Genomic DNA, 25,446 nt, shown 5'->3' on the forward strand with positions numbered 1-25,446 from the left:
TGCCCGCAAACAAGCCCACACACCCGCTACAGGATCACCCCTTGCGCGTAGTCCGGCTCAACTGCCCATCCACCCCCACCGGCACTTCACCGGCCAAGGTCACCCGCCGCACGACCCGCGGCTGGGTGCCGTAGTCGTCCACCGCATAGTGCTGCGTCGCCCGGTTGTCCCAGATCGCCACGTCCCCCGCCTGCCAGCGCCAGCGCACGGTGTTCTCGAGGCGCGTCACATGCCCCTGCAGCAAGCTGAACAGGTGGTTCGAATCCGCCTGTGAATACCCCTTGATGCGCTTGACGAAGTGCCCCAACTGCAACACCCGTTCACCGCTGATCGGGTGCACGCGCACCAGCGGATGCTCGGTCTCGTACACGGTCGAGGTGAACACCTTGCGGTAGCGCTCCAGCCGCTCGGGGTCCACATCCGGCTTGGCGCCGGCATAGTCGTACTCGTTGCTGTGCACGGCCCAGAGCTTGTCGGCCAGCTCGCGCAGTGGTTCAGGCAGCTCTTGATAGGCGCTCGCGGTGTTGGCCCAGACCGTGTCGCCACCGGAGGCTGGCGCCACCACGCTGCGCAGGATCGACGCCTTGGGGTAGGCGTCGACGAAGGTCACGTCGGTGTGCCAGGAGTTGGCGCGCTGGCCCTCGGCACCGTCGAGCTGCAACAGGTAGCGGGTGCCATCGACCACCGGCACGGTGGGGTGGGCGATTGGCTCGCCGAGCCGCTTGGCGAAGGCTTCCTGGCCCTGGTCGTCGAGGTGGGTCTGGTTACGGAAGAAGATCACCTTGTACCGCACCAGCGCCGCCTGGAGGGCGTCGACGGTGGCAGTGTCCAGATCAGCGGACAGCTTCAGGTTGCGGATTTCGGCACCGATGCGGCCGGCGACCGGATGGATATCGAGTTCCAGGGCTTGTGGCGCGGCGGCCAATGCGGCGTTGCTCATGTCGTGCTCCTTACGATGGATTCAGCGGGCGGCCTGGACGGCCTGTTCCTGTTGCAGGGCGGTATCGATGAAACGGGGGTCGATCCAGTCGGATACCTGGAAGCTGCGGCGAATCAGGCGCTCCTTGGCGGCCAGGTCGACGCCCTGCTGCAGCAGGCCGACGAATTCGCCATCCAGGCGCGGATCGAAATAGTGGGCGAGATTTTCCTGGGCCAGGTCATCGCTGAGCACGCTGCGCGGCCAGTTGGCGGTGCTCGACACCAGATCCAGGTACGCCTCGCGGTTGCGCTCGTCACGCAGCCAGTTCACCGCCTGCTGCTGGGTGCTGACCAGGCGCTGGACCAGGTCCGGGTGCTGGCGGATGAACTCGCCCGTGCCTACCAGTACCGACTGGGTACTGCCAGCGCCTTTGAGGTCGCGCGAGTTGACCGGCAGCTCGACCAGCCCGCGGTCACGCAGCGACAGCAGGTTCGACAGGCCCCAGGTGGCGTCGATCTGCTTGGCGGCGAGCGCCGCGTTGGACGCGTTGAAGTCCAGGTTGATGACTTTCAGGTCGCGCTCCGAGAGGCCCTGGCTGGCCAGGGCGCTGGCAAACGACAGCTGGTTGGCGGTGCCACGGAACACTGCCACGCGCTTGCCCTTCAGATCCTCCAGACTGTGGATGCCGGAGCCCGGCACCACCCCCAGGTAGCTCTTCACCCCACGCACCCCGGCCGCCAGCACATGGGTGTCCAGGCCGCTGGACTTGCCGATGATCGCGGCCAGGTCGCCCAGGTAGGCGAAGTCTGCCTGGCCGTTGGCCAGAGCTTCGTTGACTGCAGGCCCGGCACCCTTGAAGAAGCGCCAGTCGATGCGGATGCCATCCTGGGCGAAGGCTTTTTCCAGCAGTTGCTGATCACGCAGCACATCGACCACGCCCCCGGCGCTGGGTTTGCTGCCAGCGCTCAGGTCAGGCACGGCGATACGGATGACCTCGGGCTTGGCGCTGTCAGCGGCCTGAGCGGCCAGCGGCAGGACGCTGCACAGCGCGGCGAGCAATAGGTGGCGGAACGGGGTTTTCATGGCATGGCTCCTTGGCAGGCTGCCGCCGGCGATGACCGGCGCGTTGGCCAAACGCTAGGCCGCCCCGCTTAGAATCGGCAAAGACCGAAAACTCATGCTCAAGTAACCGAAAGCTATAAATGAGCAAAGACGCGGCTCTGCGCCCGGCTTGCGCAGGACGCATCGCAAATATGAGCAAAACGCAATGTCCGGGGGCTTCCCGATGCACAGGATGCATGCTCTTATTTCTTTGATATTGGCATTGAATGTTTTTTATTCCTTTAGCGCATAAGCTTGAAACGCTTCAAGAGAGGGATCGATGAGCGAGAGCACGACAGCGTTGAGCCAGGGCGGTTGGCGGGTATCCTTCGCGAGGCGCGGCTGGGCAGACAAGGCGATCCCCTGGGTGATCCCGGTCGCCGTGGCGCTTTTGTGGTGGGTGGCCAGCCAGCGGCACTGGATGAGCGAGCAGATCCTGCCGGCTCCGTCATTGGTCTGGCAGACGGCTCTGGAGTACGGCTCGGGCGAGCTCTGGGGCCACCTGTGGATAAGCCTGCAGCGCCTGCTCTGGGGTCTGCTCGCCGGGATCGTCAGCGGCCTGTTGCTCGGCACCTGGCTGGGCAGCTCTCGCCGCGCCCAAACCCTGGTGCTACCCACCTTCATCGCCCTCGCGCAGATCCCGACACTGGCCTGGATCCCGCTGTTCATGCTTTTCTTCGGCATCGGCGAATGGCTCAAGCTGGTGGTGCTGGTCAAGGCCGTGGTGGTACCGGTCACCCTGCACACACTGGTCGGTATACGCGACGCCCAGCCCCGGCTGCGCGAGGCCGCCGCCGTGCTGCGCCTGCCGCCACACCTGTTGTTCCTGCGCCTGTTGCTACCCGCCGCCCTGCCCGCGTTCCTGGCCGGCGTGCGCCTGGGCCTGGCAACCGGCTGGACCTCATTGCTGGCAGTGGAACTGCTGGCCTCCAGTGAAGGCATCGGTTACCTGATGGTCTGGGGCCGGCAGTTGTTCATGCTCGACCTGGTGTTTCTCTGCATCCTGCTGATCGGTGTGGTCGGGGCCGGCATGGAACACGGCTTCTCGCGCCTGGAGCGCCGATTGCTGTACTGGCCGCAATCGGCGACCGGCGAACAACGCTTGCGTGATACCTCGCGCGCCTGGCAGGGATGGCTGCTGCCGCTGGCGTTGCTGGCGTTGTGGCAGGCCAGCAACAGTTTCGGTTGGGTCGACGGCAATATCCTCACCTCACCGCTCGAGGTGCTGCGCAGCCTGATTGGCGGCCTGTTCGATGGCTCGCTCCCCGACGCCATGGCGCGCAGCCTGCAGCGCACCCTGCTCGGCCTGCTGCTCGGCGGTGGCGCAGGCTTTGCCGTGGGCCTGGTGCTGGGATTGTCGCGCACCGGCGAGCGCCTGTTCGGGCCAAGCCTGTCGGCGCTGCGCCAGGTCGCGCTGTTCGCCTGGGTGCCGCTGCTGACCGCCTGGTTCGGCCTGGGTGAAGGGTCGAAGCTGGTGTTCGTCGGGCTGGCAGCGTTCTTCCCGTTGCTGATCGCCACCCAGCGTGGCATAGCCAGCCTGTCGCCGCAGCTTGGGGAAGCGGCACGCACACTGCGCCTGGACCTGCCCCATCGCCTGCGCCTGCTGGTGTTGCCCGGCGCCGCCCCGGCTATTTTCGCCGGCCTGCGCCTGTCGTTGATCTACGCCTGGCTGGGCACCATCGGCGCGGAATACTTCATGCCTTCGGACGGCGGTATCGCCAGCCTGATGCTGGGCGCTCAACAGCTGTTTCGCATGGACCAGGTGATGGCCGCGATGGTGCTGATCGGCCTGGTCGGTGCCCTGCTCGGCAACCTCGGACAACGCCTCGAATCGCGCGCCACGCGCTGGAGAACCGCATGAACGCCTTCAACACCTCGGCCCTGCACGCCGCCAATCAACCCGACGCCACCCCGCCGCTGGTCAGCTTCGAAAACGTCGGTAAGACCTTCAGCGTCGACGGCCAACCGTTCGAGGCCATTCGCGGCTTCGACCTGTCGATCAACGAAGGTGAATTCATCGCCATCGTGGGCGCCTCGGGCTGCGGCAAGTCCACCCTGTTGCGCCTGCTGGTGGGGCTGGACACCGACTTCAACGGCAGCATCCGCATCGACGGCCAGCCGGTGACCGGCATCGGCGGCGAACGCGGCATCGTGTTCCAGGAGCATCGCCTGTTCCCTTGGCTGACGGTCGAGCAGAACATCGCCCTGGGCCTGGTCAACGACCCGCTCACCCAGGGCGAGCGAGCGCGCAAGGTGCATGAGTTCGTGCAACTGGTGGGGCTGACGGGGTTCGAGTCGGCCTATCCGCACCAGCTTTCCGGAGGCATGGCACAGCGCGTGGCGATCGCCCGCTTGCTGGTGGCAAGCCCGCGCATCCTGCTGCTGGACGAGCCCTTCGGCGCACTGGATGCCTTGACCCGGCAGCAGTTGCAGGACGAATTGCTGGCGATTCGCGAACGGTCGGGGGTGACTATCTTGCTGGTCACCCATGATGCCGAAGAAGCCACGTATCTGGCAGACCGAGTGGTGGTGCTGGAGCCACGCCCAGGGCGGATCAAGGCGGTGGTCGAGATCGAGCTGCCGCATCCGCGCTTGCGCACGGGCGTGGCCTTGCACGGCCTGCGCGAAAAGGTGCTGCAGCAGATCACCGGAGCGGGTGACCACCTGAGGCCCGCGCCGAGCCGGGTGGAGGGGTTGCGGCCGGAGCTGATTGCGCTGTGAGTGCTTCGCGGGTAAGCCTGCTCCTGGAGGCTTGGGTTCGCGTGCAACTTCTGTGGGTGCAGGCTTGCCCGCGAAGGAGCCTGCCCGGTCACTGCAGCTCGCGCAAATACGCCCAGGGATAGATCCCTCGATCATGCCCATCGCTGAACATCAGTTGCAGGCCATATCCCTGCAGCTCGATGCGCTCTATCCGCACACCTTCCACCACCAGGCTGATACCCCCGCGCAATCGCGCCGCACGGCACTGCGAGCAAGGGCAGGCACCGCGCAGGCGAGCATGGCTGATCACCTGGCGCACCTCGCCCCATTGCAGCGCCAGCTCGCCCTCGCTGCGCTGGTTCGACACGCCACTGGGCACATCCATCACGCCACACCCTGCAACTGCGCCAGGGCGATACGTATTGCCTTGCGCACTTCGGGGTCGCTGTCGTCTTCGCCCCCCCGCAGCACCGCCAAAGCCCGCGCATCGCCCAGCTCGCCCAGGGCCAGGGCTGCCTCCTTGCGCAGGTTGGCGATGCCATGGCCGAGCAGCACGGCCAAGCCGTCCAGCGCTGGGCGGTGGCGCAGGCGGCCAAGCGCTCGGGCGGCCCGCAGACGCACTTGCCAATAGCTGTCATTCAACGCGGCAATCAGTGCATTGCCCGCCTCCGCCTCGCCCACCTTGCCCAAGGTCGTGGCGGCTTCTTCGCGCACCTGCCAGGCGGGGTCGCCCAGCGCGGCAATCAACGCCGGCAATACACTGCCGTCGCGGGCTAGGCCCAGTGCGCCGATGGCCGCACGGCGCACGTCGGTATCCACCTCTTCACCAGCCAGCCGCGCCAAGGCCGGCAAGGCCGGCTCATGCTTGAGCCAGCCAAGAATCCCCACCGCCTCACGGCGCACCGCTGCCTCGCCATCGCCCAGCGCCAGCAACGCAGGTGCGGCGGCTTCTTCCAGGCGCAACTCGCGCAGGGCGCGCAGGGCACTGGCACGCACGAAAGGCTCGGCGTGATTGACCCACGGCAAGATCAACAGCCCTGCCTCCCAGCTCTTAAGCTCACTCAGGCTCTGCGCCGCCGCCAGGCGCACGGGTTCGGCGGCATCGGCCAACGCCGCACACAGGGCCTGCACCACTTCGGGTTCCTCCCAGGCCTCCAGCAGGCGCGCGGCCTCGGCGCGCACTTCGGCGTGGGTGTCGACCAGCAGCGCATCGGTCAGCCAAGGCAGGCTTTCGGGGTCTTCGAGATCGGCCAGCTCGATCAGCGCGATGCGCCGTACACCAGCGTCGCCATCGCCCAAGCGTGGCAGCAGGTCGAGGATATCGGGGTTGTCGGTGATTCGATCAGTCATAGGGCGATCCGTAGCGCAGGAGGGTCGGTGTCGGGCAGGCCCAACGGTGTCAGGCGCGGCAGTTCGCGGCCTTCTTCATGGCGCAGCAGCGCCAGGCAGTGACGCTTGAGGTGGGTGAACGCCGGGCTGGTCAGCAGGCTCGCGCGACGCGGGCGGGCGAAGTCCAGCCGCAGGTCTTCGATGAAGCGCCCGGGGCGCGGGCTCATCACCAGGATGCGGTCGGCCAGGAACAGCGCTTCGTCGATATCGTGGGTAACGAACACCACGGTGGTGCGGATGCGCGTCCAGATATCCAGCAGCAACTCCTGCATGCGCGAGCGGGTCTGTGCGTCGAGGGCACCGAAGGGTTCGTCCATCAACAGCAGGCGCGGATGATTGATCAGCACCCGGGCGATCTCGGCCCGTTGCTGCATGCCGCCAGACAACTGGCTGGGCCAACGCTCGGCGAAGTCGGCAAGCCCCACGAGTTGAAGCATTTCATGGGCGCGGCGCTGGCGTTCGGGCTTGGCCACCCCCTGCATCTTCAGGCCGAAAGCGACGTTGTCGAGCACGCTGCGCCAGGGCAGCAGGGTATGGTGCTGGAACACCATGCCGCGCTCGGGCGACGGGCCGTCGATGGGCTGGCCATCGACGTGCAACTGGCCGCCGGCCGGCATCAGGTGGCCGGCCAGGGCACCGAGCAGGGTGGACTTGCCACACCCGGAGGGGCCAAGGATGCACACGAATTCGCCCGGGGCGATGGCAAAGTCCAGCGCCTGCACGGCCTCGAACGCCTCGCGGCCCTGCCCCAGACGTATCGACACGCCCTGCGCCTCGATACGCCCCGGCGTTGGCGCCTGTTGATAACGGCCCATCACGAACTCCTCCGCGCGCGGTACCAGGGCGTGGCCAGCGCACCGAGGCGCTTGACCAGGGCACTACTGCCCATGCCCAACAGGCCGATCAGCAACATCCCGACGATGATGTCCGGGTAGTTCTGCAAGGTGTAGGACTCCCAGGTGTAGTAACCAATGCCGAACTGCCCGGAGATCATCTCGGCGGTCACCAGGCAGAACCACGAGGTGCCCATGCCGATGGCCAGGCCCGTGACGATGCTTGGCAATGCACCAGGCAGCACCACTTCCCGCAGGATCGCCCAGCGCCCTGCCCCCAGGCTGCGCGCCGAGGCGACCAGCCGTGGGTCGACCGCCTCGACGCCATGCACGGTGTTGAGCAGGATCGGGAACAACGCGCCGGTGAAGGTGATGAACACCATCGACAGCTCCGAGGACGGAAACATCAGGATCGCCAGGGGAATCCACGCCACCGCCGGGATCGGCCGCAGCACTTCCAGCGGCGGTAGCAGGGTGTCTTCGGCCCATTTCGAGCGACCGATCAACAGCCCCAACACCACCCCCAGCACTGCTGCGGCCAGATAGCCAGCGAATACCCGCGACAGGCTGCTACCCAGGTGCGCCAGCAGCGCATTGGAGGCCAGCAGCTGCCAGGCCGCATCGAGCACCGCGCCGGGCGTCGGCACATAGGTGAAGGTGAACAGGCCGAAGTTCAGCTTGTGGCTGGCCGCCACCTGCCAGAACAGCAGGCAGGCCAGCAACGAAGCCAGGCGCAACGGCCAGCGCGCGAGGGAACGGCTCATGTGGATTCTCCCGGCTCCATTCACTCAGCGCTGAGCGATGAGCTTGCGGTTGGCGTCACCGAAGTCCAGCGCTTCGCCGCCGTGGGCCTTGGCGTACTGCTCGGCCTGGTCCTTGAGCAGGAAGGCTGACAGCTCGCCCTTGGCGTTGCGCACGAACCACGCCTGGTTGGCCAGCAGCTTGATGCCACTGTCGGCGGCCTGAGCGTAGATCGCGCGGATATCCTTGCCCTCCTGCTCGAGCTGGGCGAGGGCGGTAAGGGCGGCTTCCGGCGAGGCGTAATGACGGACCTTGTCCTCGCCGCGCACCCAGATCTGCGCCAGGCGGCTGAAGTCGGTGATCGGCTTGCCGCTCGCTGCATCGTTGGCCTTGAGCGGCAGCGGGGCGTAGTTCTTGAGCGCCTTGTCGTAGTCCAGGCCGGCCTGCTTGAAGGCGGCGCGGATGTACTGGTCGTCGATGAAGCGGTCGGTGTCCAGGCCGCGATCGGTCTTTTTCAGCAGCTTGAGGGTGTCGATCGAGGTGGCGACGGCCTGGCGATACTCGGGCTTCCAGGTCAGATCGCGGGTCTGCAGGCCGAGGGGGCCGTGGAACAGGTAATTGACCTCGGCCTCGATGCCGGTGACCTTCTCGATCAGCTCGCTGTATTTTTCAGGTTCGGCCGCGATCAGGCGATCGGCTTCAAGGCTGGCGCGCAGGTAGGCGGTGACCACCTCCGGGTATTTCTTCGCATAATCCGCATCGACCAGCGCACCGTGGAAGGTCGGCGCGTTGGCCTGGGAGCCGTCGTAGATCTTGCGAGCGAAGCCGCGGTTGGGGAACAGCTCGGCGAAGGGCACGAAATCGGCGTGGGCCTCGATGCGGTTGCTGCGCAAGGCAGAACCTGCAATTTCCGGGGCCTGGGCAATGATCCGCACATCCTTCTGCGGGTCCCAGCCCTGGGCGGCGATGGCGCGCAGCAGCATGCCGTGGGCGGTGGAGGCGAAGGGCACGGAGATGGTCTGGCCCTTGAGTTCGGCCAGCGACTGCACGCTGGAGGCGGCGGGCACCACGATGCCGTTGCCGCTGCCATGCACGCTGCCCGACAGCACGCTGATGAACAGGCTGCGCTTGCCGGCATCGAGGTGGGCGACACCGTTGAACGAGCCGGGGAAGTCGGCCATGGCGCCGAAGTCGAGCTTGCCGGCGACCATTTCGTTGGTCAGCGGCGCGCCGCTGGTGAAGTTCTTCCACTCGACCTGGTAGGTCGCGTCCTTGTACTTGCCGTCGTGGGGCAGGTACTTCTCCAACAGGCCCAGCTCACGGATCAGCAGGCCGCCTGTGGCGCAGTTGATGGTGGTGTCCTGGGTGCCGATGGCCACACGGATGGTTTCGGCGCTGGCGTTCAGGCCAGTGATCGCCAGCGCGAGGCCGGCCACGGTTGCTGCAAGGCGCATGGGTGTTTCCCCTCGAATCGTCTAGGTATTGGAATCGTCTCCGCCACCAGGCTTGGGTGGTGGGAAACGAGGGGCTTGCGGTGTGGGCGTCCGGTGGTTCGCCGGATGGCGGGGGTGTTTTCAGCGCAGCAGGTAGGGGATATCCACCTTCACGGCGCCGGTCGGGCAGTCTTTTTCGCAGGGCATGCAGTACCAGCACTCGTCGAAGGCCATGTAGGCCTTCTGCGTGGCTGGGTTGATGGCCAAGAGGTCCATCGGGCACACCTCGACGCAGACGGTGCAGCCTTTTTCGGCGATGCACTTGTCTTCGTCGATGGTGACCGGGGCGCTGCTGCGAAAGAAGATTTCCTGGGGTTGGTAGGCCATTTCACGGGGTCCTTGGGGCCTTGAGCCCTCTATCTCTGTAACGGTGCTGTGGGAGCGGGCCTGACCGCGAAGAAGCCACTGCGGTGTATGGCCAGGGCTTCGCCCTGGTTCGCGGGCAAGCCCGCTCCTACAGGGTGTTGCGGCGCTCTAAGCGGCATCGGCTTTTACCCGCAGTCGGTCGTAGGCGCTCTGTTCGTCGGCATCCAGGGCAATCAGGTACGGCTCAACCGGCTTCTTGAAGCTGGTCATCTCGCCGTCCTCACCCTTCTTCAGATGGCAGTGGCAGAACCACTCGGCATCGTTGCGCTCGGGGAAATCGACCCGGTGGTGGTACAGCCCCCAGCGGCTCTCCTGGCGGAACAACGAGGCCCGCGCCGCCATCTCGGCGCAGTCGCGGATCACGCTCACTTCCATGGCTCGCATCAGTTCATGGGGGTTGCTGGCCTTCATCTGCTCGAGGTCGCTCTCGATCTCGGCGAAACGGCTCAGGCCGATCTCCATTTTCTTGGTCACTTTCGGCGGCTGCAGGTAGTCGTTGACCATGCGCCGCAGTTTGTACTCGACCTGCGCCGGCGGCAGGCCGTGCTCGCGCTGCAGCGGCGCGAACACCCGCGCCTGCTCGCGCTCGACCTGGGCCACATCGACCTCGGCCAGCTCGCGCCCGGCCACGTAACGCGCGGCATTGATCCCGGCGAACCAGCCGTAGGTGAAGGCACCGAGCATGTAGTTGTGCGGCACCGCAGCCATGTCACCGGCGGCATACAGGCCCTTGACGCTGGTCTCGGCCTTCTCGTTGACCCACACCCCCGAGGCCGAATGCCCGGAGCAGAAACCAATTTCGGAGATGTGCATCTCGACCATGTGCTGGCGGTAGTCGGTGCCGCGCCCGGCGTGGAACTGGCCACGGCTGGGGCGCTCGTTGCTGTGCAGGATCTCTTCGATGTTCTGGATGGTTTCCTCGGCCAGGTGATCGAGCTTGAGGAATACCGGGCCGTTGCCGCCTTCGAGCTCCTGGTGGAACTCCCACATCATCTGCCCGCTCCAGTAGTCGCATTCGATGAAGCGCTCGCCCTTGCTGTTGGCGGTGTAGCCGCCCAGGGGGCCGGTGACGTAGGCGCAGGCCGGGCCGTTGTAGTCCTTGATCAGCGGGTTGATCTGGAAGCACTCGAGATTCGCCAGCTCAGCACCGGCGTGATAGGCCATGGCATAGCCGTCGCCGGCGTTGGTCGGGTTCTCGTAGGTGCCCATCAGGTAGCCCGACGAGGGCAGCCCGAGGCGCCCGGCCGCGCCGCAGGCGAGGATCACCGCCTTGGCACGGACCACGCGGAATTCACCGCTGCGGCAATCGAAGCCCAGCACCCCGGCCGCAGCACCTTCAGCGTCAAGCAGCACGCGGGTGCAGACCATGCGGTTGCTGATCTCCACGCGGGCGCGCTTGAGCTGGCGGTACAGCACCTTCTTGATGTCGTGGCCCTCGGGCATCGGCAGCACGTAGGCGCCCATGTGGTGGACCTTCTTCACCGCGTAGTCGCCGGTCTCGTCCTTCTCGAACTTCACGCCCCAGCGGTCGAGCTGCTCGATGGTCTCGAAGCTCTTGGTGGCGTAGGCGTGCACCGTGGCCTGGTTGACGATGCCATCGTTGGCGACGGTGATTTCCTTGGTGTACTGCTCAGGGGTGGCGTGGCCGGGAATGATCGCGTTGTTCAGCCCATCCATGCCCATGCTGATGGCGCCACTGCGCTTGACGTTGGCCTTGTCGAGCAACAGCACGCGCAAGCGCTTGTCGTGCTCCTTGGCCTTGATCGCCGCCATCGGCCCGGCGGTGCCGCCGCCGATGACGATGATGTCGTAGTCCTGGGTCTGGATGCTCATGCCTTGCCCCCTTTCTGGCGGTCGATGCGCAGGCGGTACTGGAAGGCATCGCCGCGGTAATAGAGGTGTTCGAAGTCCAGCGGCGTGCCATCGGCGGCGTGGGTCAGGCGCTCGATGCGCATGATCGGCGAGCCCTCTTCCACTTCCAGCGCCTGGGTCAGGTCGCTGTCGGCGAGTACCGCGTCGATGGCAAGGTCGGCATGGCCCAGGGCGATTCCACAGTCGTTTTCCAGCAGCAGGAAGATGTCGCGGGTGACCAGGTCGGCCTTTTCCAGCTTCTCGCCGACATGCTTGGGCAGCCAGGTCAGCTCCAGCGAGATCGGCTCGCGGTTGATCAGCCGCACCCGGCGAATCTCGGTCACCAGGCTGCCCTCCTCGACCTGCAAGCGCGCCGCCACCAGCGCAGTGGCCGGCACATGGCGAAAGCTGCGCAGTCGGTTGAGCACTTCGTAGCCCATCTGCGTCATCGACTCGGCCAGGCCCTGCAGGGTGCTGACGTTCTGGAACGCCTTGGGCTTGGCGACGAAGGTGCCCTTGCCATGGATCTTGAAGATCAGCCCCTCTTTCTGCAGATCACCCAGCGCCTGGCGCACGGTGATACGACTGACCCCGAACGCCTTGCCCAGCTCGCTTTCCGACGGCATGCGACTGTGCGGCGGGTAGGTGCCATCGAGGATGCGCTCGCGCAGCAGTTCCTTGAGCTGGGTGTAGAGCGGTACCGGGGACAGGGGGAGCAGTTCGGCCATGGGGTCTCTTCGCTAGTCGGTCGACTTGTTATAACAAGTTGTGACCAGAGGATAGGGGTATAAGCGGGATCTGGGGAAATATCGATATGGCATATGGATAGTTTGGATCGTGATGTGCTGGAAAGACTCACGAAACTTTCCACCCCAGAAACGAAAAAACCGGCTCGAGGCCGGTTTTTTCACCTCAACGGCCAGCGAACTTAATCGCTGCGTACGAGGCTGAGTAGTACTGCGATAATCGGTCATCCGAGAAGGAATTTCGAGCTTTCTTTTGCATTTTTCGACAATGAAGCCTGGCCCTGGGCAAGTCCTACATCAGATTTTCCCCATTGCGCGTAGTCCATTTCCCAAAGACACTTTTGCCGCACTCAAGCCATTGCGAGAGGCGTGCAGCGCCCTCTAGGCTCGCCCGGTCGTTGCCAAATCAACGATCGGGTTTAGCCACTCGGATCAAAGACGGTCGCACCTCGCCTCCACTATTCCAGAGCATTGCTCTGGTGCTTCATGGCGGCTGTGCGTGGGGCACCTTCGGGTGCGCCGGGTGCCGTCTTCCCGGTTGGCTAACCCGCGTACAGCTGCCACCTATTCGTTTAGCCACGGATCTGCGGCAGCTCTAACAAGACGGAGCTGTAGCCATGAAAAACGCGTCCCCGACCCACCCCGCCTCACCCTCATCACCAATCCCGCCTTCTCCATCCAAACCGACATGATCGCCCCCGACGCCCTGGCCCACGCCAGCGCACTGCTGCTCGGCGTTGCCGAAACCATCGACGAGCATTGCCGCGCCTGCGCCGGAGCGCCCGGCCTGAACATGCTGGCCAACGCTGCCCAAAGCGCCGAAACCGCGCGGGCACTGGTTGAACATGCCTTGAACCGGATCTGAGGGAATGTCCATGGACGATCAATCGAATCACTACACCACTGCCGGCATCGCCACATTCCTGGACATGTTCAGGGTGCAGCCCGGCGTACCGCTGGAACGGGTGCTGGAGGAAGTCTCGGTCGTGCTCGGCTGCATCCGTGACCTGAGCGACCAGGAAGACGCGCGCCCTGCCGCTGTAACGGCACTGCACTACCTCAGCGCCCTGGCCAAGGGGTTGATGAATGATCTGGAGATTGCGCGCAACAGCGTGCATTGAGCCATTCAGTACTCTGATTACCTCTTCGCGGGCTTGCCCGCGAAGCAGGCAGCGCCGGTCCCCCGGGAAAAACAGCCACAGATCAAGGCGATGGACGCCACCGGCGCAGATGGGTATCATTGCGCCGCGTTGCACTCGTAGCTCAGCTGGATAGAGTACTGCCCTCCGAAGGCAGGGGTCGTGGGTTCGAATCCCGCCGAGTGCGCCATGAATTCCGCCACTTCCGTGGTTTCACGCTGACAGCAGGCCTGACCATGACAGCAGCGTGACAGCAAAAAGCCCCGACATTCGGGGCTTTTTTGTGCCTGACGCGCCAGGTTTTGAGATACGCGGAAACCTAGCGCGACGGAGGTACCCTCACATCTGAGGATACCCACCCTAAAACAGGCAATTTGAGCGGAAAAGGGTCGCATGCGGCGGTCCTACCTGATTTTGCTGATATCAAGACTCCACTCCGGCGTGGCGGGTTCTTCATCATCCTGGAGCGCATACCCCTCAACTGCAGAAACAGTAACGCAGGCCAGCCGCTGACCTTTATCGAATGGCGAATGCTATTTCGCGTCAGGTTATCTATCTGGGCTTTCTTCGTTTTCGCCCCTGTGAGCTCGCAAACCTGATCGTGCGTCAGAAACTCAATCGGCATGGTTATTCCTCGAATTGAAAGCTGTGATGGGGACCGGCCCATTAACCCCAAATCTTGAAGGTTTATCGAGGAGAGCTGTAGTCACAACAGCGCAACGTGGCATATTGGCATTAGCAGTCGGCACGGCTGTTTTCGGCTCAACTCGGTCAAGGGGAAAGGATATGCCTCAGTACGTTGTGTCTTACGATCTGCACCAAGCTGGCAGGGATTACGAGAGGATAAGGAAGGGGCTAGCCTCCCTGGGAGAGGCAGCAAAAATTCTGGAATCGGTTTGGCTGGTGGACAGCGCTCGAACGGCGGCAGAGCTTCGAGATCACCTGAAAGGCTATTGTGATGGCAATGACGGCATCTTAGTAATTGAAATGGCTAGTAACTGGGCAACCGTCCGAGTCTCCGATGAAGGGCTTGGATTCCTTCAGAAACACCGCCCCTGAGAGCTTTTCATCGGACTTATCACAGGAAAGTCTCATGTCTGATCAAACACTATGGCTAACCACCGCGCCCGCCCTAGGAAACATGCTCGCGGCAGTTGTGACCGCGATTGCCACGATTTTCCTCTGGCGCGTTACCAAGCTGCTCGCCAAGGAGACTACCAGGATGGTCGAGGCCGCAGACCAGCCTCATGTGGTCGCGATCCTAAGCCGCAACCGCTGGTCGGTTAAGCATTTCGACCTCGTTGTGGAGAACACCGGAAACGCGACAGCCTACGATATAAAGATTAGCTTCAATCCACCGCTTGAGAATGGCGAGGCTCGAAGACAGGGCGCGAAAATTCCGTTTGAGCAGGTGAGCGTGCTGAAACCGGGACAAGAGCTACGCAGCTACCTGGCAGACATAACCCTACTAGAAGGGAAGTCGTTCGAAGTCACTATCTCGTGGCGTCACGGCAGCAAAGAAAGGCCCCGGGAGACCAATTCCTACACCTTGAACATGGCGGATTACAAGGGTGTGAGCGAGCTCGGACAAGATCCAGTAGTCGATATGGCGCGGAGCCTTGAAAGAATGGAAAAGAACCTGAGCTCTATGGTGCGTTCCAAGCACCTGAAAGTAGACGTTTACACCTCTGACGATCGCGCACAGGAACGTCAAAAGGCTATGCAGGCCCTGAATCGAATTGAGGACAAAAGGACACGCGCAAATACGGCGCAGGAGTTAACCGAAAACACGACTCCAGGCATTAGCTCCTAGGCTCTGTACGAAATCCCAAGAAACCTAATCGTCGCTCCTCCAGCGCTGAGATTTTGTAGAGTCACGCGCCATTAACGGAAAGGACCTCTGTGATGGCAAGGCGCTACGAACTCACGGACGAGGCCTGGGATGTGGTCTCCGATCTCTTAATCGAACTCCATGGCCGAGGCCGGCCCCGACTGAGCGACCGACTGATTCTCGATGGCGTGCTGTGGATGCTCTACTCAGGTGCTGCATGGCGAGATATGCCTGAGCGCTTCGGCCCATGGTCAACATGTGTATCAACGGTTTCGGGGCTGGCGAAACCAAGAGACTTTCGAGCAGATGCTAAAACGCCTGCACCTGAGATTGAATGAGCAGGGCTTGATCGATCTGCAAACCTGAACGATCGACTCAACCGCAGTACGCGCAACCCGAGCCTCATCTGGCGCCGGGAAAAAGGGGCCTGGCGAGCCTGCCGATCACGCTCTAGGCCACAGTCGTGGCGGCCTGACAACCAAAATCCACATGCTCTGCGATGCCAATGGGATGCCGTTGCGCTTTCTCCTCTCTGGCGGTCAAGCCAGTGACATCAGCTACGCACAACCACTGTTGAACGAGGTCAGCATTCCATCGAGCCAACGCGGCCGCCCGCGCAAGCGCTGCAAATGGCTGCTCGCCGACAAGGGCTACGATGCCGAAGCGCTACGCCGCTACTGCGACCAATATCGAATGCAACCCGTCATCCCGCTGCGCTCGATGAAGCGTAAGCCCAGGCCTGGCTTACCAAGTCTGTTTGACCGGCCCAAATACCGACAGCGCAACATCATCGAGCGCATATTTGGCTGGCTGCAAGAGAACCGCCGGATCGTGACCCGCTTCGACAAGCTCGCGAAAAGTTATGCCGCAATGGTCTCACTAGCTTGCTCCATGCGGTGTTTGCGACATCTCTTTTCGTACAGAGCCTAATAGCATGGCAAGAGGCCCCCAAAAGCTGGAAAGAGCATGAGTGAACACCGATTTCCACCCGGCATCGAGTAGAACGCGTTCGCCTAAGTTCGCTTCATCCTGGCGCGCGCACTCATCCCCCCGCCACGCCCCCGGTCTAAATGTGTCGCTTTTTCTGCCCCCCCCCCTGCACCTATAGGACTCGAACGCCCTACTGGCTTGAGGATCTCTTTTTTGAGGAGCTGCTTGCCTGCAAACGCCTGCAGCCCGTACCTCATTACGCCCAGAAAGACCCGGTCGGTAACAATGGCTTCCACCACCTACTCCTGAGCATATTTGCAAGCGTTCTTAGCTAGGCTTGAGCGGGCTCGTGCCATCTAGACGGCAGACCTCGCTACGCGTAAAACGTACCAAAAAGCCACTACAGGGAATGTGTATGAACTCGTATCAAGCGATTGTTGAATGGGCGGCAAAAGACCTGCCCGAATGGGAAGCGGACCTTGTTCGGCGCCTTTTGCAAGACCCCTCTTTAAGTCCGGAACAGCTCACTCAGATAGCGACAAATGCACTTTGCGCTTTCGGGCTTAACGACGAAAGCGAAGTAAAGGAATGCTCTCCGCCTGCGTATCAATTAGACGGATTAGAAACCGAAAAAACTGATGACCCCATTAAACTTTGCAGCATAGACCTTGTAGAAAACATTAATGCCATTCACCAAGAAGCAAAGTTACCCTTTGGGCACTCTGGCATCACGTTAATATATGGAGAAAATGGCTCAGGCAAATCAGGATACAGCCGAATATTAAAAAACGCCTGTTTTGCAAAACATATAGAGCCAAACCTTCTAAGCAACATTTACAAACCAAAAACAAACAAGCAGTCAGCCCGTATAACCTTTTTGAAAAACGGCAACAGAGAAAGTTGGATCTGGACCCCTGGCAGGAATCACACCGACCTATCTTCAATCAATGTGTTTGACACAGATTGTGGAAAGACGCTACTTGATAGCAATAACCGTGTAACTTACAAGCCCAGAGGGGCGGATATTTTTGACTACATATCGCAAACAATAGAAAGTGTCAAAAACAAATTTCAACTAAAATTACGAGAAGTAAAAAAACCGATTATCAGTGGACTGGAAGACAACATAGAAATACAAAGCTGGCTAAATCGTCTCTCAGAGAAAACTAATAGCGTCGACCTAAAAAAAAGCCTCACATGGAGCGAGCAAGACGCAGCTGATTTAGCGACCCTGACAAAAACCATTGCCGACTACGAAAATGGTACCACTATAAAAACCATAGAAAAATTAACAAAAATATCAGCAGAACGCCTACCTCGAGCAATTCTAAAGATAACCGCAGCTGTCAAAATATTAACCGAGTCGAAGCCTGAAGAAATTACAAGTTTAGAGGCAGCTGAAATAGCTGCTAAAAAAGCTTATGACCTTTCCCTGGTTACGCTAGAAAAAACCGATCCATTAGACGGGGTTCACTCCGAGCCTTGGAAAATACTTTTCAAGGCAGCTCGAGAGTTCTCCACTTCTCACGCGTATATCAGTAGTGAATTTCCTAACACTAGCGAGGATTCGTTATGTGTTCTTTGCATGCAGCCACTAGACGACCACGCAAAAGATCGTCTCGAACGCTTCGAACAATTTATGCAAGATCAAAGCAAACTAACTTACGACCAAGCCTGCGTCACTCTAAAAAGCAAGAGACAAGAAATCCTCGATCTAGTGTTGCCCGAGCCAGAAACGTACGAGCCATTGTGCAATGATCTGTTGGAGGCGCTAGGTTCAGACTTTGGACTGGCTGATGTTTTTAGATCCCTGAAGACCAGGCAAGATTTTTTTAAGTCCAGCCAAAACTCAGATGCGCCGTACAGCAGAACTTCTATCTCCGGCGAGCCTATAGAGAAAAACATTTCCGAAAAAATTCAAATCAAACTGAAAGAACTTCAAGAAAACATTGCCCCTGAAAAGCATGCACTAGATAAAGAAAATTTAAAAAAGAAGATCAATAAAAAACTGGTATCTGATGCATCCGAAAAAATCATCACCTACATAGACAACCTAAAACATAACAAAAACGTGGAAGCAGCTGTCAACTCCCTCAAACAGACAAAAACTCGATTTTCCGGAAAAGCCAAATCAATAATCTCTCAGCTGGTCACACCAGAATTTATTATAAACTTCGAAAAAGAACTAAGCGCACTCGGGATTAAGCTTGACGTTGAAATATCCCCCATCGTTAAAGACAGTGATACCTCCCACAGCTTCTCTATAGGCGCTCAAAAACCGGGGAAAGTTCTCAGCGAGGGGGAGCAAAAAGTTGTTTCCTTGGCTGCTTACCTAGCGGAAATAAAAACATTCGCAAATAGTTCCCCCATAGTTTTTGATGACCCTGTTAGCTCCCTTGATCACGTCTATCGAGAAAAAATTGCTTCGCGCTTATGCCAGGAAGCGCTATCTAGACAATTGATAATTTTTACTCACGACCTAGCACTGATCATGGAAATCGATGGTAAGTGTAACGAAATGGCATTGGACCAGAACATACGCCCTGCCGTGTCGTCATTTACGGTCAGAAGAAATGGCAAGGACTCTGGCTTTTGCCATGTAGAAGCACCTTGGCGAGGAATGAGCACCGGTAATAGAGCGCAACAATTGGAGCAAGAGTTAAATTCCTTCAAAGGTTTGTATGAAACAGACATCTCTACATATAACCAGAGATCGGCAATGCTCTATTGCCTACTCCGAGAAGCTTGGGAGGCTTCAATTGAGCAGGATCTGTTCTTTGACATCGTAAGTCGTGGAAGGAATAGTGTACAAACAACGAGAATAGGCCAAATCACAATAGAGCCTACTGATGCTACACGGATAACTATCAATATGTCCCTATCTAGTAGCTGGATGTACGGTCACGATAAATCGAGAGCTCTCTCAGAGAATAGGCCAGCACCAGCGGAAATAAAGGCTCACATTGATGCATTGAGAACATTTGCCAGCGACATTGCAACTCGGAGGAAAGCTGCCGAGAAAGCCTTCAAAGCCCAGGCCCAAGCTCCGACCACCACTTTTGGATAACGTATGAGCAAACCACCGATGCAGCTCATCCTGCATCGGTGTATCCCTTTGTGCATCCCGGAATCCACTAAGAATACAAAAAATATTTAAAATCATGTAGTTACAAATTCGGTTCGAATCCCGCCGAGTGCGCCATCTCCGAAAGCCCCGGGAAATCTCCCGGGGCTTTTTCGTTTGTGCGCCATGTCGCGTCCCGCCCCTCCCCCGACACCGTCCATTGGTGTTAGCGTGGGCATGTTTCCTACCAATGGACATCCCTTTTAAACCCTTCGCGAAGGAATGCGCTTACCCATGCCCTTGCCCAAGCTTTCTGCCGTCTCCGTGATGCTCGCCAGCCTTGCGCTGTTCACCATCCCAGCCCACGCCAACCTCAGCCCGCAACAGTCTGCCGCCATCCTCAAGGCCTACGATGGAAGCGACCCGGCCGACTTCAAGCAATTCATCGACAAGCTGGCCAACAGCGAACTGGCCAAGGCCGACAAGCTCGACGAAACCCTCAAGGCCTATCTGGCAGGCAAACCGCTCGGCGCCGAGCAGCAGAACGAAATCAACCGCCTGCTGGGCCTGTACACCCGCATCAAGTACGGCAAGGCCGCCACCGAGACCCTGCGCGAGCTGGTAGAGATCCCGACCTTCCAGGTCGAGGGTCTGCCACAGCACGAGAACCCTGAATTCCACAAGATCGCCGACAAGATCAAGGCACTGGCCGAAAGCTTCGGCCTTGAGTTCCGCAACATCGACAACCGCGTCTACGAGATCACCCTCGGAGAAGGCAAAGAAGTGATTGGCATCCATGCTCACGCCGACGTGGTGCCGGTCAATCCGGACAACTGGAAGCTGGAAGACGGCACGCGCCTCGATCCGTTCAAGGTCACCCTGGTGGGTGATCGCATGTACGGCCGTGGCACCGAGGATGACAAGAACGGCATCGTCGTCGCGCTCTACGCACTGAAGGTCGCCAAGGACGAGAAGCTGCCACTGGCGCGTCAGTTCAAGCTGTTGGTGGATACCACCGAAGAAACCTCCGGCGACGCCATTCCCTACTACTTCGCCCGCAACGCCACGCCGGACTACAACCTGGCGCTGGACGGCGGCTACCCGGTGGTGATCGCCGAGAAAGGCTATGGCACCGTCATGGCCAGCTTCAGCAAGCGCGCGGGTGAAGGCAAGGGCGCCGAGGTGATCAACCTCACTGGCGGCCTGGCCACCAACCAGATCCCCACCACCTCGGTGGCGACGCTGATCGGTGACCATCCGGCCGATCTGGCCCGGCGTCTGAAAAAGGCTGGCAACGAGTACCGCAAGGCCAACGGCAAGGACTTCAAGATCGACACCGTGGTCTCCGGCAAGCAGGTGATCCTGACCGTGACCGGCGTCTCCGCGCACTCCTCCTCGCCACAGTCAGGGGTCAACCCGGTGGCACGCATGCTCGACTTCCTCAACGGCCTGGGCGATCGCGTGCCGCTCAAGCACAACCACATCACCGATGCCGCACGCTACGCCGCCGATAACTGGGGGCTGGACTACCTGGGTAACAAACTGGGGGTCGGCTTCAAGGACGATTTCATGGGGCCGCTGACCGCCTCGCTGACCTACGTCGGCCTGGACCAAAAAGCCCTGAAGCTGGCGGTGAACCTGCGCATCCCGAAAGGCAAGCCGATCGACACGATCAAGGACGAATTGGCTGACAAGCTCGGTGATTGGGCGCGTACCAGCCACACCTCGGTGGCCTTCGAGTACACCCTGGACGAGCCGATGTACCGCAACCCCGAAGGCGAGTGGGTCAAGGCGCTGCTGGATGTGGCCACCGAGAACCTCGGCCTGCCCCATGAGTTCGGCACCTCTGCTGGCGCCACCTCGGTGCACGACTTGCCCAACGGCGTACAGTTCGGCCTGTCGATGCCCGGCGTGAAGTACACCGGCCACAACGACAACGAGTTCAAGACTGTGGAGCAGTTCATGCTCGACCTGCAGGTGATCAGCGAGATGGTCGCGCGGATCGGGCAGATGCCCAAGCTCTGAGCGAATCCCGGCGAGGGCCGCCCGTCGGCCCTCGTGCGCTGCGACCAATGACGTTTTTCAATCGCCTCGATGCCGTTTCCTGCATTGCCGTGCAGAGCGCGGTCCCGGATGCTTTATTTAATCCAGGACAGCGCTTTTTCCAACCACGAGGCCCCCATGAAGAACGTCGAACAGATTCTCAAGACCAAGTCCCAGCACCAGACCGTCTACACCATAGGGCCTGACGACTCGGTGCTCGAGGCGCTGAAGCTGCTGGCAGAAAAGAACATCGGCGCACTGCCCGTGGTGGAGAACAAACAAGTGGTGGGCATCGTCAGCGAACGCGACTATGCGCGCAAGCTGGTGCTCAAGGGCCGCTCGTCGGCAGCCACGCCCGTACGCGAGATCATGAGTTCGCCGGTGGTCACCGTCGATCCCAAGCAGAACCTCGAGTACTGCATGAACCTGATGACCAACCGTCACCTGCGCCACCTGCCGGTGGTCGATAATGGCCAACTGCTGGGCCTGCTGTCGATCGGCGACCTGGTCAAGGAAACCATTGCAGAACAGGCCAACCTGATCCTGCAACTGGAACAGTACATCCGCGGCGAATAGCCGCCGGTTCAGTGGTAGGCGCGCTCCAGCTCGTCCAGCTGATGGTCGAAGCTGCGCAGACGCGCCGACCAGGTGTACACCAACACCTCCAGGTCACGATTGAGCACCGCGGTATTACCACCGTCACGCCCCTGCGGGTCGCACAGGTCGAGCTGATAGCGCTCGCGCGCCATGGCCGTGGCCACGCTCGACAGGTCGCGGGCATTGGCCAGCCAGTGGTGATGGTGATCGTGCACCTCCCGGTCCAGCGCTCGACATTGGCGCTTGAGCGCATCCAGGCACTGATCCAGCGGCGTGCCCTTGAGCTCGCCCATGACCTCTTCGAAGGTGCGTCCGGAATGCCAGTAGCTGCCCCAGAAATAGCGGTCGAACACCGTTTCGACCCGACGCAGGGCGACCTTGGTGTTCCAGATGGCCACCAGCGTTCGGCCCTGGGCCACTTCACGCTTGTTCAGGTGCAACTGCTGCCAGGCGATCCACGCCAGGCCGCAGAGCGCCACCGCCGCGGTGACCGCAGCGGCGGCATACAGAAACTGCACCGCCTGGTTCATCTGATGGGTGTGCCGGATACCGTAGAAGTAGCCAGCCGTCAGGGTGCCCAGGATCATCACGGTGCACCAGAAGCCTGGTGCGTAGGGATCTTTCATCGCGCTATCCCCTTTTTGTTTTCCTGAGCATAGCAACGCTGAAATCAACCATCAGGTGCCGCTCGGCGCTTTATTGCTTGCGTGGGTGCAGCGCCTCGTTCAGTTGATCGATCATGACTATCCAATCGGAATCGGCGATGTAGTTTTCCTTGAGGAACGCGCGCTGGGAATCGTTCCAGAACGGCGCATCCACCAGTTTCACGCCATCGTCCAGCGGCGAGTGGGTAGTGATGAAACGGTCGATCTCGACCGGGTCGTCATCAAGGCCCAGTTGCTTGAAGATTTCAGAGAACGGATGAATCGGTGCGTCCATGGTGCATGCCTCCGGCTTGGCCTGGTTTGAATTGCCTACCACTAGACAGCGTAGACCCCACCCTGACTCGATCGAATGCGCTGCACCATGAAAAAAGGGGCCGCTGTGGGCCCCTTCATGGCATGACCGGACGATCAGATCGGCGCGCGACGCAAGGTGGCGAGGAAGGTCGCCGCACCGATGAACAGCCCCGCGAAGGTACGGTTCAGGCGCTTCTGCTGTTTCGGCGTGCGCAACAGGCGCAGCACCCGCGAGGCCAAGCCGGTATAACCCGCCATCACCAGCATGTCGACGCTGATCATGGTCGCGGTGATCGCCAGGTATTGCGCCAGCAGTGGCTGGTGCGGGTCGATGAACTGCGGCAACACCGCGAGCATGAACACCAGCGCCTTGGGGTTGCTGACGTTGACCAGAAAGCCCCGGAACACCAGGCTCAATGGCTTGCCGATGGGACGCACGGCAGACTCTTCGCTCATGTCCATCGGCAGTGCACGCCATTGCCGGTACGCCAGGTACACGAGGTAGGCGACACCGAACCACTTGATGATCTGGAAGGCAGTAGCCGATGCGGCGAGGATCGCGCCGACACCGGCGGCGATGATGGCGATCTGAACGATCAGGCCCAGTTGCAGGCCCAGGGCGTTCCAGTAGCCACGCCAGAAACCGTATTGCAGGCCGCTGGACATCGAGGCGATGGCCCCGGCCCCCGGCGACAGGCTGATGACCCAGCACGCGGCAAAGAAGGCCAACCAGGTTTCCATCGACATCACACACCTCGCTCGAACGAATGTTGCAAAACGTTAAGCTAAGGTTTTGGTGAAAAAATAACCAGTGGAATTTGTGGCGAGGCCTTGGTTTTTTCTGTGCTTTGGCCGGCCCCGCGACAGGGTCGGCAGAGGTTCAATCGGTCTCGGCCGATGTACCGTTGTTGGCGCCCTGCACCTCAGTCCCCCGCCAGCGCCGCACCGACTTCTGGAAGAACTGACTGTTGGGCACCTGCACCAGCGCCCCACCCGCCTCCGGCGTTTCCATCAGCGTGGTGTACAGCAGGTTGATGGCGATCACCCGTCCCTTCACCCCCGGCTTGTCGAGGGTATCGACCAGCTCGACCACGTCGCCAATGCGAAACGGCCCGACGGTGAATATCAGCACCGCGCACAGCAGGTTCGACAGCACGCTCCAGATCGCGAAGAACGCCACCGCCGCGACCGCGACGAAGCCCGACAGCGCCGTCCACAACACCGTGGCCGACACCCCCATGCGCTCCAGCACGAACAGCAGCGCACTGCCCATGATCAGCCAGCGTAGACCGCCGCGCACCGGCACCAGCAGCTCCGGCGGCAGCGGGTAGCGCTGGCCAAGACGGCTCAAGGTGCGGGCGACAACGCGCTGCAGCACGAAGGCCAGCGCCAGGATCAGCAGGATCTGCAAGCCCAGCCAGAACGCATCCATCCACTGCCCCGGCAACAGCGAGCGCAGCGCCTCCATCAGGACAGCGCCTCCAGCTCGGCCTGCATGCTTTCCAGCGTTTCCAGCGCCTCCATCCAGGCCTCTTCAAGCTCGCCTTCGCGCTGCTTGAGCTTGGTCTGGCGGGCCAACAGGTCGCGCAGCTCATCCTTGCGGGCGGCGTCGTAAAGGCCGCTGTCGCCCAGCGCGGTCTCGATCTCGGCCAGTTGCGCGTGCACCTGGGCCAGTTCGGTCTCCAGCTTGTCGGCGGCCTTCTTGTGCGGTGCCAGTTGCTGACGCAGGGCGGCGGCGGCCTGGCGCTGGGCCTTCTTGTCGGTCTTGTCCGGGTTGACCGGCGTGTTGCTGACCGGGGCGGTGCGCTGGCGGTAGTCGATCAGCCAGCGGCTGTAGTCGTCCAGGTCGCCATCGAAGGTGTCGACCTTGCCATCGGCCACCAGCAGGAAGTCGTTGGTGGTGCTCTTGAGCAGGTGACGGTCGTGGGACACGACCACCACGGCACCGGCGAACTCCTGCAACGCCATGGTCAGGGCCAGGCGCATCTCCAGATCGAGGTGGTTGGTCGGTTCGTCGAGCAGCAGCAGGTTCGGCCGCTCCCAGGCGATCAGTGCCAGGGCCAGGCGGGCTTTCTCGCCACCGGAGAAGTTGACCACCGGCTCGTCGATGCGATCGCCACGGAAGTCGAAGCCGCCGAGGAAGTCGCGCAGAGTCTGCTCGCGCTCTGCCGGGGCGAGGCGCTGCAGATGCAGCAGCGGGCTGGCCTTGTCGTCCAGCGAGTCGAGCTGATGCTGGGCGAAGTAGCCGACAGCGAGGTTCTCGCCACGCGCCAGGCGCCCGGACAGCGGTTCGAGTTCGCCGGCCAGGTTCTTGATCAAGGTGGACTTGCCGGCACCGTTCGGGCCAAGCAGGCCGATGCGCGCACCGGGGGTGAGTTGCAGCTTGACCTTCTCGAGAATGGTCTTGTCGCCATAACCCAGGCGTCCCTCGGCGAGGTCGAGCAGGGGGCTGGAGATCTTGTGGGCTTCGCGGAAGACGAAGTCGAACGGCGAGTCGACATGCGCCGCCGACAGCTCCTCCATGCGTTCCAGGGCCTTGATCCGGCTCTGCGCCTGGCGGGCCTTGGTGGCCTGGGCCTTGAAGCGGGCGATGTACTTTTCCATGTGCGCGCGCTGCGCCTGCTGCTTTTCGTAAGCCTGTTGCTGCTGCGCCAGACGCTCGGCGCGGGTGCGCTCGAAGGCGCTGTAGCCGCCCTTGTAGAGATTGAGCTTGCGCTGTTCGACATGCAGCACATGGTCGACCA

Annotated in this window: 24 protein-coding genes, 1 tRNA gene and 1 pseudogene; 10 read left to right on the forward strand and 16 right to left on the reverse strand. The window is 61.1% G+C overall.

From position 1 onward, the window contains the following. Positions 1–34 precede the first annotated feature (34 nt). Both VA602_RS08755 and VA602_RS08760 read right to left on the reverse strand, forming a co-directional pair. Positions 35–940 carry a TauD/TfdA dioxygenase family protein gene (locus VA602_RS08755; RefSeq protein ID WP_323453019.1) on the reverse strand — a complete coding sequence of 302 codons (906 nt, stop codon included), beginning with the start codon at positions 938–940 and terminating at the stop codon, positions 35–37. A 21-nt stretch (positions 941–961) separates the two neighbouring features. Further along, positions 962–2,002 carry an ABC transporter substrate-binding protein gene (locus tag VA602_RS08760; protein ID WP_323453020.1) on the reverse strand — a complete coding sequence of 347 codons (1,041 nt, stop codon included), beginning with the start codon at positions 2,000–2,002 and terminating at the stop codon, positions 962–964. 298 nt (positions 2,003–2,300) lie between these two features. Here VA602_RS08760 and VA602_RS08765 point away from each other — a divergent pair, with 298 nt between their 5' ends. Both VA602_RS08765 and VA602_RS08770 read left to right on the forward strand, forming a co-directional pair. Beyond that, complete coding sequence (locus VA602_RS08765; RefSeq protein ID WP_323453021.1) at positions 2,301–3,881, forward strand: ABC transporter permease; 1,581 nt, start codon at positions 2,301–2,303, stop codon at positions 3,879–3,881. Beyond that, entirely contained in the window at positions 3,878–4,741 is an 864-nt protein-coding gene (locus tag VA602_RS08770) for an ABC transporter ATP-binding protein (protein WP_323453022.1), read from the forward strand. Before VA602_RS08765 ends, VA602_RS08770 begins: the two co-directional genes overlap by 4 nt. 88 nt (positions 4,742–4,829) lie before the next feature. Here VA602_RS08770 and VA602_RS08775 read toward each other — a convergent pair whose 3' ends face one another. The 8 genes from VA602_RS08775 to VA602_RS08810 all read right to left on the reverse strand — a co-directional run bounded on the left by VA602_RS08775 (position 4,830) and on the right by VA602_RS08810 (position 12,121). Continuing rightward, positions 4,830–5,105 (reverse strand): DUF971 domain-containing protein, encoded by a 276-nt coding sequence (locus VA602_RS08775; protein WP_112897109.1) that lies wholly within the window; start codon positions 5,103–5,105, stop codon positions 4,830–4,832. Continuing rightward, a complete protein-coding gene (locus VA602_RS08780; RefSeq protein WP_323453023.1) occupies positions 5,105–6,070 on the reverse strand; it encodes a HEAT repeat domain-containing protein in 966 nt (321 codons plus the stop codon). Before VA602_RS08780 ends, VA602_RS08775 begins: the two co-directional genes overlap by 1 nt. Next, positions 6,067–6,924 carry an ABC transporter ATP-binding protein gene (locus VA602_RS08785; protein ID WP_063542168.1) on the reverse strand — a complete coding sequence of 286 codons (858 nt, stop codon included), beginning with the start codon at positions 6,922–6,924 and terminating at the stop codon, positions 6,067–6,069. Before VA602_RS08785 ends, VA602_RS08780 begins: the two co-directional genes overlap by 4 nt. Next, positions 6,924–7,706, reverse strand: coding sequence for an ABC transporter permease (locus VA602_RS08790; RefSeq protein ID WP_065861707.1), 783 nt, complete (start codon positions 7,704–7,706; stop codon positions 6,924–6,926). The genes VA602_RS08785 and VA602_RS08790 overlap by 1 nt, the downstream gene beginning before the upstream one ends. Before the next feature lie 24 nt (positions 7,707–7,730). Further along, positions 7,731–9,137: an ABC transporter substrate-binding protein gene (locus VA602_RS08795; protein ID WP_323453024.1), complete on the reverse strand. Its 1,407-nt coding sequence runs from the start codon at positions 9,135–9,137 to the stop codon at positions 7,731–7,733. Positions 9,138–9,257: 120 nt separating this feature from the next. Further along, positions 9,258–9,503 (reverse strand): 4Fe-4S dicluster domain-containing protein, encoded by a 246-nt coding sequence (locus VA602_RS08800; protein WP_008096634.1) that lies wholly within the window; start codon positions 9,501–9,503, stop codon positions 9,258–9,260. A 147-nt stretch (positions 9,504–9,650) separates the two neighbouring features. Continuing rightward, positions 9,651–11,375: a fumarate reductase/succinate dehydrogenase flavoprotein subunit gene (locus tag VA602_RS08805; RefSeq protein WP_323453025.1), complete on the reverse strand. Its 1,725-nt coding sequence runs from the start codon at positions 11,373–11,375 to the stop codon at positions 9,651–9,653. After that, complete coding sequence (locus VA602_RS08810) at positions 11,372–12,121, reverse strand: GntR family transcriptional regulator (RefSeq protein WP_054891630.1); 750 nt, start codon at positions 12,119–12,121, stop codon at positions 11,372–11,374. The genes VA602_RS08805 and VA602_RS08810 overlap by 4 nt, the downstream gene beginning before the upstream one ends. Positions 12,122–12,827: 706 nt before the next feature. Here VA602_RS08810 and VA602_RS08815 point away from each other — a divergent pair. The 3 genes from VA602_RS08815 to VA602_RS08825 all read left to right on the forward strand — a co-directional run bounded on the left by VA602_RS08815 (position 12,828) and on the right by VA602_RS08825 (position 13,468). After that, positions 12,828–13,004: a hypothetical protein gene (locus tag VA602_RS08815; RefSeq protein WP_407682503.1), complete on the forward strand. Its 177-nt coding sequence runs from the start codon at positions 12,828–12,830 to the stop codon at positions 13,002–13,004. 10 nt (positions 13,005–13,014) lie between these two features. Continuing rightward, positions 13,015–13,260 carry a DUF3077 domain-containing protein gene (locus VA602_RS08820; protein WP_153772492.1) on the forward strand — a complete coding sequence of 82 codons (246 nt, stop codon included), beginning with the start codon at positions 13,015–13,017 and terminating at the stop codon, positions 13,258–13,260. A gap of 131 nt (positions 13,261–13,391) precedes the next feature. Continuing rightward, positions 13,392–13,468 (forward strand) — tRNA-Arg (locus tag VA602_RS08825). A gap of 129 nt (positions 13,469–13,597) precedes the next feature. Here VA602_RS08825 and VA602_RS26755 read toward each other — a convergent pair. Beyond that, complete coding sequence (locus VA602_RS26755) at positions 13,598–13,945, reverse strand: DUF4224 domain-containing protein (protein ID WP_407682504.1); 348 nt, start codon at positions 13,943–13,945, stop codon at positions 13,598–13,600. Between the two features lie 426 nt (positions 13,946–14,371). Here VA602_RS26755 and VA602_RS08830 point away from each other — a divergent pair, with 426 nt between their 5' ends. From VA602_RS08830 to VA602_RS08850, 5 genes and pseudogenes are all read left to right on the forward strand, one after another. Then, positions 14,372–15,091, forward strand: coding sequence for a hypothetical protein (locus tag VA602_RS08830; protein WP_323453026.1), 720 nt, complete (start codon positions 14,372–14,374; stop codon positions 15,089–15,091). A 92-nt stretch (positions 15,092–15,183) separates the two neighbouring features. Beyond that, positions 15,184–16,039, forward strand: a pseudogene (locus VA602_RS08835) (IS5 family transposase). A gap of 415 nt (positions 16,040–16,454) precedes the next feature. Continuing rightward, positions 16,455–19,106: an AAA family ATPase gene (locus VA602_RS08840; RefSeq protein ID WP_323453027.1), complete on the forward strand. Its 2,652-nt coding sequence runs from the start codon at positions 16,455–16,457 to the stop codon at positions 19,104–19,106. 291 nt (positions 19,107–19,397) lie between these two features. Further along, positions 19,398–21,128 (forward strand): dipeptidase, encoded by a 1,731-nt coding sequence (locus VA602_RS08845; RefSeq protein ID WP_323453028.1) that lies wholly within the window; start codon positions 19,398–19,400, stop codon positions 21,126–21,128. Positions 21,129–21,284: 156 nt separating this feature from the next. Further along, on the forward strand, positions 21,285–21,722 hold the full coding sequence (locus tag VA602_RS08850; RefSeq protein WP_063542152.1) for a CBS domain-containing protein: 438 nt from the start codon (positions 21,285–21,287) through the stop codon (positions 21,720–21,722). Between the two features lie 8 nt (positions 21,723–21,730). On the opposite strand, the gene VA602_RS08855 is transcribed toward VA602_RS08850, so the two are convergent. The 5 genes from VA602_RS08855 to VA602_RS08875 form a co-directional block, all read right to left on the reverse strand. Continuing rightward, a complete protein-coding gene (locus tag VA602_RS08855; protein ID WP_054891625.1) occupies positions 21,731–22,369 on the reverse strand; it encodes a hypothetical protein in 639 nt (212 codons plus the stop codon). A 70-nt stretch (positions 22,370–22,439) separates the two neighbouring features. Beyond that, the gene (locus tag VA602_RS08860) at positions 22,440–22,682 is read right to left on the reverse strand and encodes a DUF2789 domain-containing protein (protein ID WP_054891624.1); all 243 of its coding nucleotides are present in this window, start codon (positions 22,680–22,682) and stop codon (positions 22,440–22,442) included. Between the two features lie 134 nt (positions 22,683–22,816). Next, positions 22,817–23,449: a LysE family transporter gene (locus tag VA602_RS08865; protein WP_054891623.1), complete on the reverse strand. Its 633-nt coding sequence runs from the start codon at positions 23,447–23,449 to the stop codon at positions 22,817–22,819. 133 nt (positions 23,450–23,582) lie between these two features. After that, positions 23,583–24,170: a mechanosensitive ion channel domain-containing protein gene (locus tag VA602_RS08870; protein WP_063542150.1), complete on the reverse strand. Its 588-nt coding sequence runs from the start codon at positions 24,168–24,170 to the stop codon at positions 23,583–23,585. Continuing rightward, a partial coding sequence (locus VA602_RS08875) for an ATP-binding cassette domain-containing protein (protein WP_323453029.1) occupies positions 24,170–25,446 on the reverse strand: 1,277 nt, incomplete at its 5' end. The genes VA602_RS08870 and VA602_RS08875, both read right to left, overlap by 1 nt.

It is taken from the genome of Pseudomonas machongensis (assembly GCF_034961125.1).
Taxonomy (GTDB): Bacteria; Pseudomonadota; Gammaproteobacteria; order Pseudomonadales; family Pseudomonadaceae; genus Aquipseudomonas; species Aquipseudomonas machongensis.